Annotated in this window: 10 protein-coding genes; 9 read left to right on the forward strand and 1 reads right to left on the reverse strand. The window is 72.7% G+C overall.

The features are described from left to right. Positions 1 to 104 precede the first annotated feature (104 nt). The 3 genes from glgX to treZ are packed head-to-tail and all read left to right on the forward strand — an operon-like array spanning position 105 to position 6,656. Positions 105 to 2,357, forward strand: coding sequence for a glycogen debranching protein GlgX (glgX, locus tag ASF78_RS02595; RefSeq protein ID WP_056584578.1), 2,253 nt, complete (start codon positions 105 to 107; stop codon positions 2,355 to 2,357). Further along, entirely contained in the window at positions 2,354 to 4,864 is a 2,511-nt protein-coding gene (treY, locus tag ASF78_RS02600; protein ID WP_056584582.1) for a malto-oligosyltrehalose synthase, read from the forward strand. Before glgX ends, treY begins: the two co-directional genes overlap by 4 nt. A 4-nt stretch (positions 4,865 to 4,868) precedes the next feature. After that, positions 4,869 to 6,656, forward strand: a complete 1,788-nt coding sequence (treZ, locus tag ASF78_RS02605) for a malto-oligosyltrehalose trehalohydrolase (RefSeq protein ID WP_056584585.1) — start codon at positions 4,869 to 4,871, stop codon at positions 6,654 to 6,656. Positions 6,657 to 6,658: 2 nt separating this feature from the next. Here the strand turns inward: treZ and zapE are convergent, their stop codons facing one another. Beyond that, on the reverse strand, positions 6,659 to 7,681 hold the full coding sequence (gene zapE / locus ASF78_RS02610) for a cell division protein ZapE (RefSeq protein WP_235518363.1): 1,023 nt from the start codon (positions 7,679 to 7,681) through the stop codon (positions 6,659 to 6,661). Positions 7,682 to 8,044: 363 nt separating this feature from the next. Here zapE and ASF78_RS02615 point away from each other — a divergent pair, with 363 nt between their 5' ends. The 6 genes from ASF78_RS02615 to cobA are packed head-to-tail and all read left to right on the forward strand — an operon-like array spanning position 8,045 to position 14,090. Continuing rightward, complete coding sequence (locus ASF78_RS02615) at positions 8,045 to 9,703, forward strand: nitrite/sulfite reductase (protein WP_056584588.1); 1,659 nt, start codon at positions 8,045 to 8,047, stop codon at positions 9,701 to 9,703. Next, complete coding sequence (locus ASF78_RS22675; protein WP_200940510.1) at positions 9,700 to 9,858, forward strand: hypothetical protein; 159 nt, start codon at positions 9,700 to 9,702, stop codon at positions 9,856 to 9,858. Before ASF78_RS02615 ends, ASF78_RS22675 begins: the two co-directional genes overlap by 4 nt. Beyond that, complete coding sequence (locus ASF78_RS02620) at positions 9,855 to 10,553, forward strand: phosphoadenylyl-sulfate reductase (RefSeq protein ID WP_056584591.1); 699 nt, start codon at positions 9,855 to 9,857, stop codon at positions 10,551 to 10,553. The genes ASF78_RS22675 and ASF78_RS02620 overlap by 4 nt, the downstream gene beginning before the upstream one ends. After that, entirely contained in the window at positions 10,550 to 11,464 is a 915-nt protein-coding gene (cysD, locus tag ASF78_RS02625; RefSeq protein ID WP_082494757.1) for a sulfate adenylyltransferase subunit CysD, read from the forward strand. Before ASF78_RS02620 ends, cysD begins: the two co-directional genes overlap by 4 nt. Next, positions 11,464 to 12,897, forward strand: coding sequence for a sulfate adenylyltransferase subunit 1 (locus ASF78_RS02630; protein ID WP_082494758.1), 1,434 nt, complete (start codon positions 11,464 to 11,466; stop codon positions 12,895 to 12,897). The genes cysD and ASF78_RS02630 overlap by 1 nt, the downstream gene beginning before the upstream one ends. Beyond that, positions 12,894 to 14,090: a uroporphyrinogen-III C-methyltransferase gene (cobA, locus tag ASF78_RS02635; RefSeq protein ID WP_056584599.1), complete on the forward strand. Its 1,197-nt coding sequence runs from the start codon at positions 12,894 to 12,896 to the stop codon at positions 14,088 to 14,090. Before ASF78_RS02630 ends, cobA begins: the two co-directional genes overlap by 4 nt. The last annotated feature ends 2 nt before the right edge of the window (positions 14,091 to 14,092 follow it).

A 14,092-nucleotide genomic window follows, 5' to 3' on the forward strand; every position in this document is an offset into this window, starting at 1 on the left:
CACCAGGTCGCGGGCCTGCGCGCAATGGGCGGTGTGGCGAAGTCCACCCTTGTCCGTGCCTCGCACCCCGCGCCGGATGGGCGGTCGGCTGGCACCCTGGGGCCATGCTGATGTGGCCGGGACGCCCCTACCCCCTGGGTGCCACCTACGACGGGACGGGCACGAACTTCGCCCTGTTCTCCGAGGTGGCCGAACGAGTCGAGCTCTGCCTGATCGCTGACGACGGCACCGAGACACGGACGGACCTCACCGAGGTCGACGCGTTCGTGTGGCACGGGTACCTGCCCGCCATCACGCCGGGCCAGCGTTACGGGTACCGGGTGCACGGACCGTACGACCCCGCACAGGGGCACCGCTGCAACCCGAACAAGCTCCTGCTCGACCCGTACGCCAAGGCGATCGACGGGCAGATCGACGGTCACCCGTCGCTGTACTCGTACGAGTTCGACGACCCGGACCAGCGCAACGACGAGGACTCGGCCGGGCACACCATGACGTCCGTGGTCATCAACCCGTACTTCGACTGGGGCCACGACCGGCCGCCGCAGCACGAGTACCACGAGTCGGTCATCTACGAGGCGCACGTGCGCGGCCTGACGATGCAGCACCCCGCGGTGCCCGAGGAGCTGCGCGGCACGTACGCGGGGCTGGCCCACCCGGCGGTCATCGAGCACCTCACGTCGCTCGGCGTCACGGCGGTCGAGCTCATGCCGGTGCACCAGTTCGTCAACGACCCGTCGCTCGTCGAGAAGGGGCTGTCGAACTACTGGGGCTACAACACCATCGGCTTCTTCGCACCGCACAACCGCTATGCCGCGTTCCAGCACGCCGGCCAGCAGGTGCAGGAGTTCAAGGCGATGGTCAAGGAGCTCCACGCCGCGGACATCGAGGTCATCCTCGACGTCGTCTACAACCACACGGCCGAGGGCAACCACCTGGGCCCGACGCTGAGCTTCCGCGGCCTCGACAACGCCAACTACTACCGGCTCGTCGACGACGACCAGGCGCACTACTTCGACACCACGGGCACCGGCAACTCGCTGCTCATGCGGTCGCCGCACGTGCTCCAGCTGATCATGGACTCGCTGCGGTACTGGGTCACCGAGATGCACGTGGACGGGTTCCGCTTCGACCTGGCCGCCACCCTGGCCCGCCAGTTCCACGAGGTGGACCGGCTGTCGGCGTTCTTCGACCTCGTGCACCAGGACCCGATCGTCTCGCAGGTCAAGCTCATCGCCGAGCCGTGGGACGTCGGGGACGGCGGGTACCAGGTGGGAGGGTTCCCGCCCCTGTGGTCGGAGTGGAACGGCAAGTACCGCGACACCGTGCGGGACTTCTGGCGGGGCGAGCCGTCGACGCTCGGCGAGTTCGCGAGCCGGCTGACGGGGTCGTCGGACCTGTACGAGCACACCGGCCGCCGGCCGATCGCCAGCCTGAACTTCTTCACCGCGCACGACGGCTTCACCCTCAACGACCTCGTCTCGTACAACGAGAAGCACAACGAGGCCAACGGCGAGGACAACAACGACGGCGAGAGCCACAACCGGTCCTGGAACTGTGGCGCCGAGGGTCCGACGGACGACGCGGCCATCAACACCCTCCGGTCGCGGCAGCGGCGCAACTTCCTGACCACGCTGCTGCTCTCCCAGGGCGTGCCGATGATCGCCCACGGCGACGAGCTGGGCCGCACCCAGCTGGGCAACAACAACGTCTACTGCCAGGACAGCCCGATCTCCTGGGTCGACTGGGACCTCGACCAGGACAAGACCGACCTCCTCGAGTTCACGCGCCGGCTCGTGCGGCTCCGGCAGGACCACCCGGTGTTCCGGCGCCGCCGGTTCTTCGCCGGCGAGCCCGACCGCTCGGACGACTCCGACCTCCTGGACCTCGCGTGGCTCGCGCCCGACGGTCACCACATGCGGGAGGAGGCCTGGGCTGCCGACCACGCGCGCGCGGTCATGGTGTTCCTCAACGGCGACGCGATCGCCGAGCCGGACCTGCGCGGCCAGGAGATCGTCGACGACAGCTTCCTCGTGCTCTTCAACGGGCAGCCCGACGCCGCCACCTTCACGCTCCCGCAGGCGCGGTTCGGGGCCGTGTGGACGGCGGTCGTGGACACGGACTCCCAGATCGAGGCCGGCAGCACGGTCGAGGCGGGCACGACCCTCGAGCTGCGGGAGAAGTCGATCATCGTGTTCACCCGGCCCTCGATCCTGCCGTCCCCGACCTCGTCGGGCATCGGCGCGGTGGCGGCCGCGGCGAGCGAGGCTGCCAAGCAGACGAAGAACCGTGGGCACGGGGAGTCGGCCGACGGGAAGCCGAAGCGACGCACCACCAAGCCGCGCCCCAGCGCATGAGCGAGCCCAGGCCCACCCCGACCCGTCGCCTCCCGACGGCGGGCAAGCCCGTGCCCGGCTCGACGTACCGGTTGCAGCTCGGAGCGGACCTGACGCTCGACGACGCCGTGGCGCGCGTCCCGTACCTGGCGTCGCTGGGCGTCACGCACGTGTACCTGTCGCCGATCCTGCGGGCCGCACCCGGGTCGACGCACGGGTACGACGTGGTCTACCACGACGAGATCGCCCCCGAGCTCGGCGGGCTGCCGGCCCTGCGGCGGCTGGCGGCCGCGGCGCACGACGCGGGCCTCGGGCTGGTCCTCGACATCGTGCCGAACCACATGGCCGTCCCCACGCCCGTCTGGCACAACCGCGCCCTGTGGTCGGTGCTCGCGGAGGGCCCCGACTCCCCGTACGCGGCCTGGTTCGACGTGGACTGGTCCGCGGGCGACGGCGCGGTGCTCATGCCGGTGCTCGGCGACCGCATCGGTGCGGTGCTGGGCCGCGACGAGCTCGCGCTGGACGAGGTCGAGATCCCCGGCGAGGGCGCGCGGACCGTCCTGCGCTACCACGACCACGTCTTCCCGGTCCGGCCGGGCACCGAGTCCCTCGCGCTGGCGGAGCTCGTGGAGCGCCAGCACTACCGGCTGGCGTACTGGCGGGTGGCCGACGAGGAGCTCAACTACCGGCGGTTCTTCGACGTCGGCACCCTCCTCGCGATCCGGGTCGAGGACCCGGTCGTGTTCGACGCGACGCACGCGCTCGTCCTGTCGCTGCTGGCCGACGGCACGATCGACGGCCTGCGCATCGACCACCCCGACGGCCTCGCCGACCCGGCCGGGTACCTGGCGCGGCTGCGCGAGGCGAGCGGTGGCGCGTGGGTGGTCGTCGAGAAGATCCTCGAGGGCACCGAGACGCTCCCGCCCGACTGGGAGACCGCCGGCAGCACCGGCTACGAGGCGCTGTGGCGGATCCAGGAGACGTTCGTCGACCCCGGCGGCGCCGCGGTCCTCGGGGCCGTCATGCACCGGCTCACGGGCGACACGTCCGACGCGTTCCCCGCGATGGCGGAGCAGGCGAAGCGCGAGATCGTCGACGGTCCCCTGTACGCGGAGGTGCACCGGCTGACCTCGCTGGCGGCGGACATCTGCCGCGACGACCTGCGCCTGCGCGACCACACGTGGCGCGCACTCGAGGACTGCCTGATCGAGCTGCTCGTCGCGTTCGACCGCTACCGGGCGTACGTCGTGCCCGGCGAGCCCGTGCACCCCGAGTCCCTCGAGGTCATGCACACGGCCGCGACCCACGCCCGCGCACGCCTGTCCGCGGAGCGCGGCGCGACCATGGACGTCGTCGTGGACCTCCTGCTCGGTCGCGAGGTCGGCAGCGCCGGGCGCACGCGCGGGGCACGCCGGGACGAGCTGATCGTGCGGTTCCAGCAGACCTGCGGCGCCGTCATGGCCAAGGGCGTGGAGGACACCACGTTCTACCGCTGGACCCACCTGACCGGCCTGTGCGAGGTCGGCGGCGCACCCGAGCAGTTCGCGCTCACGCCCACCGACCTGTCCGCCTGGGCCGCCCAGATGCAGGTGTCCGCGCCGCTCGGCATGACGACGCTGTCGACGCACGACACCAAGCGCGGCGAGGACACCCGGTCCCGGCTCGGGGTGCTCAGCGAGCTCCCGCGCGAGTGGTCGGCCCTCGTCGACGACCTGCGCGCCGCCTCCGCGCCGTACCGCAGCGCGCTGCTCGACGGCCGCACCGAGTACCTGCTCTGGCAGACGCTCGTGGGCACGTGGACCGACGACGGCCCGATCACCGAGGACCGCCTCGTCGAGTACCTGACGAAGGCGATCCGTGAGGCGAAGAGCCGGACCACGTGGACAGCGCCCGACGAGCCGTACGAGGGCGCTGTCCTCGACGCCGCGCGGCAGGCGCTCGTCGACCCGACCGTCGGCGAGCTCCTCTCCGCCTGGGAGCTGCGCACCCGCCCAGCCGTCCGCGCGGCGACCCTCGGCACCAAGCTCGTCCAGCTGACCCTGCCCGGCATCCCGGACGTCTACCAGGGCACCGAGGTGCCGAACCCGGTCCTCGTCGACCCGGACAACCGCCGACCGGTCCCGCTGGAGCCGCTGGTCACCCGCCTGGCGCGGCTCGACGACGGTGCCGGTCCGCGCGACCTGGCCGACGAGAAGCTGCTGGTCACCTCGCGTGCGCTGCGTCTGCGTCGGTCGCTGCCGGAGGCGTTCATCGGTCCCGACAGCGGTTTCCTGCCGCTGGCCCACTCCTCCGGGCACTCCCTCACGTACGCACGGACGGTCGCCGGCCACCCCCGCGTGGCAGTCGTCGCGACGCGGCTGGCAGCCGCGGTCGACCGGCTCGGGGGCTGGGCCGACCACACGGTCGCCCTTCCCGACGGTGACTGGCGCGACGTCCTCACGGACCGACCGGTGGCGGGAGGGGTCGTCGACGTCGGGCCGCTGCTGGACCGGCTGCCGATCGCCCTGCTCGTCCGAGCGGAGGGCTGAGGCGGTGCTCCCCCGCGTCTGGGCGCCGACCGCCGCACACGTCGACCTGGTCGTCGGCGACGAGCACCGGCCGTTGACCGCCGACGGCGAGTGGTGGGTCGGCGAGGTCGACCTGCCGCACGGCACCGACTACGCCTTCGCGGTCGACGGCGGCCCGCCGCGGCCCGACCCCCGCAGCGCGTGGCAGCCGCAGGGCGTGCACGGACCGAGCCGTGTCTACGACCCCGCGACGTTCCCGTGGTCGGACGACGGCTGGTCCGGCGTCGACGTCCGCGGGCACGTGACGTACGAGCTGCACGTCGGCACGTTCAGCGACGAGGGCACGCTGTCGTCCGCGATCGAGCACCTGGACGACCTGGTCTCGCTCGGCGTCGACCTGGTCGAGCTCATGCCGGTCGCCCCGTTCAGCGGTGTGCACGGCTGGGGCTACGACGGTGTCTCGACGTTCGCGGTGCACGAGCCCTACGGCGGCCCCGTCGGCCTGCAGGCCTTCGTGGACGCGGCGCACGCCCGCGGCCTGGGGGTCTGCCTGGACGTGGTCCACAACCACATGGGCCCGTCCGGCAACTACCTGGGCGAGTTCGGCCCGTACTTCACCGACGCGCACCAGACGCCGTGGGGCTCCGCGATCAACCTGGACGGGCCCGGGTCCGACGAGGTCCGCCGCTGGGTGTGCGACAGCGCGCTGCGCTGGTTCCGCGACTTCCACGTGGACGCCCTGCGCCTGGACGCCGTGCACGCCCTCATCGACCTGTCCGACCGGCACGTGCTGTCCCAGCTGTCCGACGAGGTCGCGTCGCTCGCGCAGTCGCTGGGGCGCCCGCTCTCCCTGGTCGCGGAGTCCGACCTCAACGACCCCGTGTCGATCACCCCGACCACCGAGGGCGGCTGGGGCATGACCGCCCAGTGGGACGACGACGTGCACCACGCCATCCACGCCCTGGTCACCGGGGAGCGCCACGGCTACTACGGCGACTTCGGCTCGCCCGAGGTGCTGCGCAAAGCGCTGACCAGCGTGTTCGTCCACGACGGCGAGCTCTCCACGTTCCGTGGACGCCGCTGGGGCCGGCCCGTGCCGCCCGGCACCGACGGTCACCGGTTCGTCGTCGCCGCGTCCACGCACGACCAGGTGGGCAACCGCGCGCTCGGCGACCGCCCGTCGGCCCGCCTCGACCCCGGCCGGGTCGCCGCCGAGGCCGCGCTCGTCCTGCTCGCCCCGTTCAGCCCGATGCTCTTCATGGGCGAGGAGTGGGGCACCCGCACGCCGTGGCAGTTCTTCACCGACCACCCCGAGCCCGACCTGGCAGCCGCCGTCCGCGACGGACGTCGACGGGAGTTCGGCGGCCACGGCTGGGACGTCCTGTACGGCGGCGACATCGAGGTGCCCGACCCGCAGAACCCCGCGACGTTCCGCGCGAGCATTCTCGACCGCTCCGAGCTGGACGACCCGGCGCACCCCGAGCACGCCCGCCTGCGCGACTGGTACCGGTCGCTGATCGCCGTCCGCCGCCAGGTCCCCGACCTCGCGTCCGGCGACCTGTCCGTGACGGATCTGGTGTGGGGCGGGGCGTCGGAGCGCGAGCAGGAGGACGTGCCGTGGGACGGCTGGCTGGTGCTGCACCGCGGCTCGGCGCGGGTGGTCCTCAACCTGTCGGGCGAGGAGGCCGCGGTACCGGTGCACGTCGACGGACCCGTCGACGTCGTCGCTGCGTGGGAGCCCGCGTCGCTGGAACCCGCCCCCGGCGGCGCCCTGGTCCTGACGCCGCCCCGCTCGGTGGTCGTCCTGGCCTGAGGTCAGGCGACGAGCGCGGCGCCGTCCGCGGCGAGGGAGCCCAGGCGGGACAGGGCGCGGTAGTACTTCTTGCGGTAGCCACCGGCGAGCATCTCGGCCGAGAACAGCTCCTTCTCCCCCGCGCCGCCGAGCAGCACGGGGACGTCCCGGTCGTAGAGCCGGTCGACCAGCACCACGAGCCGCAGCGCCACGTCCTGGGTCGGGACGGCGTGCACCCCGGTCAGTGCCACGAGGCCGACCCCGTCGAGCAGGGCGCCGTAGCGGCTGGGGTGCACGGTCGCGAGGTGGGCGAGCAGGTCGCCGAAGTCGTCCAGGGTCGCGTCGGACCGCCGAGCCGCCGCGGAGCGGACCTCGTGGTCGTCGAGCCCGTCGGCGTCGGTGACGACCGACCGGTGCCGGTAGTCGTCGCCGTCGACGCGCAGGACCTCGAACCGGGCGGCGAGCGCCTGGATCTCGCGCAGGAAGTCCTCGGCGGCGAACCGGCCCTCGCCCAGCGACCCGGGCAGGGTGTTCGACGTGGCGGCGAGCGCGACGCCGCGGTCGGCGAGCTCGCGCAGCAGCCGGGACATGAGGACGGTGTCGCCCGGGTCGTCGAGCTCGAACTCGTCGATGCAGACCAGGCGGCGGGTGGCGAGCGCCTCGACGGTGGGCAGGAACCCGAGGGCGCCGACGAGGTTGGTGTACTCCACGAACGTGCCGTAGGCGGCGTCCTGCACGCCCACCGCGTGGGCCAGCGACGTGAGCAGGTGGGTCTTGCCGACGCCGAAGCCGCCATCGAGGTACACGGCGACCGGGGTGGCCCTGCCGCGCTTCCAGAACGACCTCTGCCCACCGCGACGGATCTGCTCCGCGGCGGCCGACAGCCTCGTCACCGCCGCGGCCTGCGACGGGTGTGCCGGGTCGGGGCGGTAGGTGGCGAAGGACTCGTCGGCGAAGTGCCGGGGCGGGACCAGCTCGGCGAGCAGGCGGTCCGGCGGCACGACAGGTCGGCGCTGGGTCAGGCTGGGGACGCCCGGACTGGTCACGGTCGAGCAGCCTACGTCGGGGGCGCGCGAGACTCGAATCGCCACCGGATCAGTCTCCTTTTACCCGGTCATGGACGCTCGTCCCACATGTCGACCGGGACATCTCATGATCCGGACGCCCTCTCCCATGTCACGCCCTGCCGTGACAACCTCTTCAGGTGATCGCCCCCGGGTTCCGCCTCTCGCGGCAGTGCATGTGCGTCTGCACGCGCACCGTCGCTGCGGACCTGTGCGTGTGCTGCTGTCCGCGGAGCAACTGACCCCGCCCCTCGTCCCCCCGGGCGCGCGGTCTGCGTCCGATGACCGCTTCCCCCAGCGGTGGGTGCAGGCGCACGTCCACGTTCTCCCGGAGATATCGCCCCTATGGCGCAGACCAGGATCGCCCCACCCGCTGCTCGCGCCGAGGGCCAGTGGGCCTTCGACCAGAAGGAACCGCTGAACGGCAACGAGCTGTTCAAGCAGCAGGACGACGCCCTCAACGTCCGACAGCGGATCGAGGACGTCTACTCCCGTGAGGGTTTCGCCAGCATCGCACCCGAGGACCTGCGCGGACGGATGCGCTGGTGGGGGCTCTACACGCAGCGCAAGCCCGGCATCGACGGCGGCAAGACCGCCACGCTCGAACCGCACGAGCTGGACGACGAGTACTTCATGCTCCGGGTGCGGTGCGACGGCGGGGCGCTGAGCCTGCAGCAGCTGCGCACGGTCGCGGACATCTCCGTCGAGTTCGGCCGCGGCACCGCCGACGTCACCGACCGGCAGAACATCCAGCTGCACTGGATCCGCGTCGAGGACGTCCCCGAGATCTGGCGCAGGCTCGAGGCCGTCGGGCTGAGCACCCAGGAGGCGTGCGGCGACTGCCCGCGCGTCGTCCTCGGGTCCCCCGTCGCCGGCGTCGCAGCCGACGAGATCATCGACGGCACCCCGGCCGTCCGCGCGATCGTGGACAACTACATCGGCGACCCCCGCTTCTCGAACCTCCCCCGCAAGTTCAAGACCGCGATCAGCGGGTCGCCGCACCACGACGTCGCCCACGAGATCAACGACGTCGCGTTCGTCGGCGTGGTGCACCCCACGCTCGGCCCCGGCTTCGACGTGTGGGTCGGCGGCGGCCTGTCCACCAACCCGAAGCTCGGCGTCCGCCTCGGCGCGTTCGTCACGCTGGAGCAGATCCCCGAGGTGTGGGTCGGCGTCGTCAGCATCTTCCGCGACTACGGCTACCGTCGGCTGCGCACGCGTGCGCGCCTGAAGTTCCTGGTCGCCGACTGGGGTCCCGAGCTGTTCCGGCAGGTGCTGGAGGGCGAGTACCTCGGCTTCACGCTGGAGGACGGCCCCGAGCCTCCCCCGCCGCCCAGCGGCCGTCGCGACCACGTCGGCGTGCACCCGCAGGTCGACGGGAACTTCTACGTCGGCATGGCCCCGACGGTCGGTCGCATCTCCGGCGAGCTCCTGCAGCAGCTGGCCGACCTCGTGGAGGACGCCGGGTCCGACAAGGTCCGGCTGACCGTCGAGCAGAAGATCGTGGTCCTCGACGTCGCGCCGGAGAAGGTGGACCCGCTGGTCGAGCAGCTCGAGGCCCTCGGACTCCCGGTCCGGTCCGCGAGCACGTTCCGCCGCGGCACGATGGCCTGCACCGGGATCGAGTTCTGCAAGCTCGCGATCGTCGAGACCAAGGCGCGCGCCACGCACGTGATCGGCGAGCTGGAGAAGCGCCTGCCGACCTTCGACCAGCCGATCACCATCAACCTCAACGGCTGCCCCAACTCGTGCGCGCGCATCCAGACGGCCGACATCGGCCTCAAGGGCGCGCTGGCCGGCGGCGAGGACGGCTACCAGGTGCACCTCGGCGGCGGTCTCGGCCTGACCAGCGGGCTGGGGAAGACCCTGCGCGGTCTGCGCGTCCCGGCCGAGGAGCTCCCCGACTACATCGAGCGCGTCACGCGCAAGTTCGACGAGCAGCGCCTCGACGGCGAGCTGTTCGCGCAGTGGACCCAGCGGGCGGACGAGGAGGACCTGCGATGAGCGGAACGTCTGGCGAGCGCGCGGTCCCCTACTACTGCCCGTTCTGCGCCAGCGAGGACCTCTGGCCCGCCGGCGAGAAGCACGGCGAGTGGGAGTGCCGCTCGTGCACCCGGGCCTTCGCGCTGCGGTTCGTCGGGCTGGTGGCGCGCTCATGAGCACCCTCGACACGACGAACCTGCAGGAGCTCGCGGAGCAGGCCGGCCGCGACCTCGAGGGCGCCCACCCCGCCGAGATCCTGCGCTGGGCGTTCGCGACGTTCGGCACCGACCTGGTCCTCGCGTCGTCGATGGGCGACGAGGTGCTCGTGCACATCGCCGCCGAAGCCGTGCCGGGGATCGACGTGATCTTCCTCGACACCGGCTACCACTTCGCCGAGACCCTCGGGACGCGCGACTACTACGCCGACTTCACCAACGTCTCGCTCCGCACGATCCTGCCGCTGCGCACGGTCGCCGAGCAGGACGCCGAGCACGGACCGCAGCTGCACGACCGCGACCCGAACCTGTGCTGCGCCCTGCGCAAGGTCGAGCCGCTGGAACGCGGGCTCGCGCCGTACACGGCGTGGGTCACGGGCATGCGCCGCGAGGACGCCCCGACGCGCACCGACATCACGGTCGTCGGCTGGGACGCCAAGCGCGGCAAGGTCAAGCTCAACCCCCTGGCCGCGTGGACGCAGGACGACGTGGACGCCTACGTCGACGAGCACCACGTGGTGCTCAACCCGCTGCGCCAGGCCGGCTACGCGTCCATCGGCTGCGCCCCCTGCACGCGGGCCGTCGCCCCCGGGGAGGACCCGCGCGCGGGTCGCTGGTCCGGTACCTCCAAGATCGAATGCGGGTTGCACACATGACCACTCTGCCCGCGGCGCCGCCGCTCACTCAGCTGGACGCCCTGGAGTCCGAGGGCATCCACGTCATGCGTGAGGTGGCCGGCGAGTTCGAGCGTCCCGTCCTGCTGTTCAGCGGCGGCAAGGACTCGATCGTCATGCTGCACCTGGCGCGCAAGGCGTTCTGGCCGTCGCCGGTGCCGTTCGCGCTCATGCACGTCGATACCGGGCACAACTTCCCCGAGGTCATCGAGTACCGCGACCGCGTCGTCGCCGAGCACGGCCTGCGGCTCGTCGTGGCCAGCGTGCAGGACGCCATCGACGACGGCCGCGTGGCCGAGCGTGCCGACGGCTCCCGCAACCCGCTCCAGACCGTCCCGCTGCTCGACGGCATCACGGCGAACAAGTTCGACGCCGTGTTCGGCGGCGGTCGTCGCGACGAGGAGAAGGCGCGCGCCAAGGAGCGGGTGTTCTCGCTGCGCGACGAGTTCGGCCAGTGGGACCCTCGCCGGCAGCGACCGGAGCTGTGGGACCTCTACAACGGTCGCCACAAGCCGGGCGAGCACGTGCGCGTCTTCCCGCTGTCCAACTGGACCGAGCTCGACGTGTGGCGCTACATCGAGCGCGAGCAGATCGAGCTCCCGGCGATCTACTACTCCCACCAGCGCGAGGTCTTCCTGCGCGACGGCATGTGGCTGGCTCCGGGCGGCTGGGGCGGGCCGCGACCGAGCGAGATGCTCGAGGTCCGGACGGTCCGCTACCGCACCGTCGGCGACATGAGCTGCACCGGCGCCGTCGAGTCCACGGCGTCGACCATCCCCGAGGTCATCGCCGAGGTCGGCGCCAGCCGGCTCACCGAGCGGGGCGCCACCCGCGCCGACGACCGCGCGTCCGAGGCCGCGATGGAAGACCGCAAGCGCGAGGGCTACTTCTGATGGGCGCCCCCACCATCCAGCTGGAACCGACCGAGGAGACGCAGCACGTGACCGAGCACGCGACGCGGGACCTCCTGCGCCTGGCCACCGCCGGCTCCGTCGACGACGGCAAGAGCACCCTGATCGGCCGCCTCCTGTACGACACGAAGTCGGTGCTCGCCGACCAGCTCAGCGCGGTCGAGGCCGCGACCCTGGCGCGTGGCGGCGGCGAGGTCGACCTGGCGCTGCTCACCGACGGCCTGCGGGCCGAGCGCGAGCAGGGCATCACGATCGACGTGGCGTACCGGTACTTCTCGACGGCCACCCGCGCGTTCGTGCTGGCCGACACCCCGGGGCACGTGCAGTACACCCGCAACATGGTGACCGGCGCGTCCACGGCCGAGCTCGCGATCGTGCTCGTCGACGCCCGCAAGGGTGTGCTGGAACAGACCCGTCGGCACGCCTCGATCACCGCGCTCCTGCGCGTGCCGCACGTCGTGCTCGCCGTGAACAAGATGGACCTGGTCGACTTCGACGAGGCCACGTTCCGCGCGATCGCCGACGAGTTCACCGCCTACGCGCTGAGCCTCGGCATCCCGGACGTCACGGCGGTCCCGCTGTCGGCACTGACCGGCGACAACGTCGTGGACCGGTCCGCACGGACGCCCTGGTACGACGGTCCGACACTCCTGGAGCACCTCGAGGCGGTGCCGGTGGGTCGCGACGCCCTGTCCGAGCCGTTCCGGTTCCCCGTGCAGGTGGTCATCCGCCCGCGGACCGCCGAGCACCCCGACTACCGCGGCTACGCAGGCCGGGTCGCGTCGGGCGTCGTCTCCGTCGGCGACGAGGTCACCGTGCTCCCGTCGGGCAAGCGCACCACGGTCGTCGGCATCGACACGTTCGACGGTCCGCTGACCGAGGCGCACGCGCCCCAGTCGGTCACGCTGCGGCTGGCCGACGACGTCGACGTGGCGCGCGGCGACGTCCTGGTCCCCACCGCGGCCACGGTCAACGTCGGCTCCGACCTGGAGGGCACCGTCTGCTGGCTGGCCGAGAAGCGCAGCGTCCTGGGCGCCCGCCTCCTGGTCCGCGTCGGCACCCGGACGGTCCGCGCGCTGCTGCGCGAGGTCAACGCCCGGCTCGACGTCGACACCCTCACGGTGGAGGCCTGGGACGGCGTGGACACGCTGCACGCGGTCGACGCCACCGACACGTCCTCGGACATCCCGCCGCGCGCGCTGACCCTCAACGCGATCGGCCGGGTCAAGATCCGGCTGGCCGAGCCGATCGTGCTCGACGAGTACGCGACGCACCGCCGCACGGGTGGGTTCCTGCTGGTCGACCCCGCGGACGGCACCACCCTGGCCGCCGGGATGATCGGTGCCACCCTGCTCGACCGGCTCGCGCCGACGCCGAGCGACGACGACGACTGGTTCGCCGGGGCGGGGATATGACCGGCCCGCAGCACCCGCTCTTCCTCGACGTCACCAGCCGTCGTGTCGTCGTCGTCGGCGGCGGCCCTGTCGCGGCCCGGCGTGCCGCCCGGCTCGTCGAGGACGGCGCGGACGTCCTCGTCGTGGCGCCCGCACTCTGCGAGGACCTCGCGGACCACGCCGCTACGGGACGCATCACCTGGCGGGCGCGTGACTACCTGACCACCGACCTCGACGGCGCGTGGCTGGTGCACACCGCGACGGGCGACCGCGCGGTCGACGACGCGGTCGCCGCCGACGCCGAGTCGCTGCGGCTGTGGTGCGTGCGGGCCGACGACGCGAGCGCGTCGAGCGCCTGGACCCCGGCTGTCGCGCGCTCCGGCGACGTCACGGTCGCGGTCGGCACGGGCGGCGACCCCCGCCGGGCCGTCGCCCTGCGCAACGCGGTCGCGCTCCTGCTCGACACCGGCAGGCTCCCCGTGCGCCACCACCGGCCCAGCACCGGGCGGGTCACCCTCGTCGGCGGTGGCCCGGGCGACCCGGGGCTCATCACCACGCGCGGTCGCCGAGCGCTGGCCGAGGCCGACGTGGTCGTCGTCGACCGCCTCGCACCCCGTGCCCTGCTCGCGGAGCTGGACCCCGCCGTCGAGATCATCGAGGCCGGCAAGTCCCCCCACGCGCACACGCTGACCCAGACCGAGATCAACGCGGTGCTCGTCGAGCGCGCGCAGGCAGGCCACCGCGTGGTGCGGCTCAAGGGCGGCGACCCGTACGTGCTCGGCCGCGGCGGCGAGGAGGTGCTCGCGTGCGTGTCCGCGGGCGTCCCGGTCGAGGTCGTCCCCGGCGTGACCAGCGCGCTCGCCGTACCTGCGTCCGCCGGGATCCCCGTCACGCACCGCGGGCTCGCGCGCCAGCTCACCATCCTGTCCGCGCACGACCAGGCGCCCGACTGGGAGACGCTCGCGCGTCTGGACGGCACGCTGGTGCTGCTCATGGGCGTCGCCCAGCTGCCGTCGCACACCCGGGCGCTGCTGGCGCACGGCAAGGACCCGGGCACGCCGGTGGCGATCGTGGAGAACGGCACCCTGCCCGGGCAGCGCACCACCGTCGGGACCCTCGCGGACATCGCGCGCGTCGCCCGGGAGCGCGGCGTCGGCAACCCGGCCGTCGTCGTGATCGGTGACGTCGCCGCCCTGGCGGACGTCCTGGCCTAGGT

The sequence above is a fragment of the Cellulomonas sp. Leaf334 genome, assembly GCF_001424195.1.
Taxonomy (GTDB): domain Bacteria; phylum Actinomycetota; class Actinomycetes; order Actinomycetales; family Cellulomonadaceae; genus Cellulomonas.

Bases quoted from the DNA above. Each gene is read 5' to 3' on its own strand.
- ASF78_RS02620 (WP_056584591.1), top strand. From the start codon at position 9,855: ATGAGCACCCTCGACACGACGAACCTGCAGGAGCTCGCGGAGCAGGCC.
- ASF78_RS02615 (WP_056584588.1), top strand. From the start codon at position 8,045: ATGGCGCAGACCAGGATCGCCCCACCCGCTGCTCGCGCCGAGGGCCAG.
- glgX (WP_056584578.1), top strand. From the start codon at position 105: ATGCTGATGTGGCCGGGACGCCCCTACCCCCTGGGTGCCACCTACGAC.
- ASF78_RS02630 (WP_082494758.1), top strand. From the start codon at position 11,464: ATGGGCGCCCCCACCATCCAGCTGGAACCGACCGAGGAGACGCAGCAC.
- ASF78_RS22675 (WP_200940510.1), top strand. From the start codon at position 9,700: ATGAGCGGAACGTCTGGCGAGCGCGCGGTCCCCTACTACTGCCCGTTC.
- treY (WP_056584582.1), top strand. From the start codon at position 2,354: ATGAGCGAGCCCAGGCCCACCCCGACCCGTCGCCTCCCGACGGCGGGC.
- cobA (WP_056584599.1), top strand. From the start codon at position 12,894: ATGACCGGCCCGCAGCACCCGCTCTTCCTCGACGTCACCAGCCGTCGT.
- cysD (WP_082494757.1), top strand. From the start codon at position 10,550: ATGACCACTCTGCCCGCGGCGCCGCCGCTCACTCAGCTGGACGCCCTG.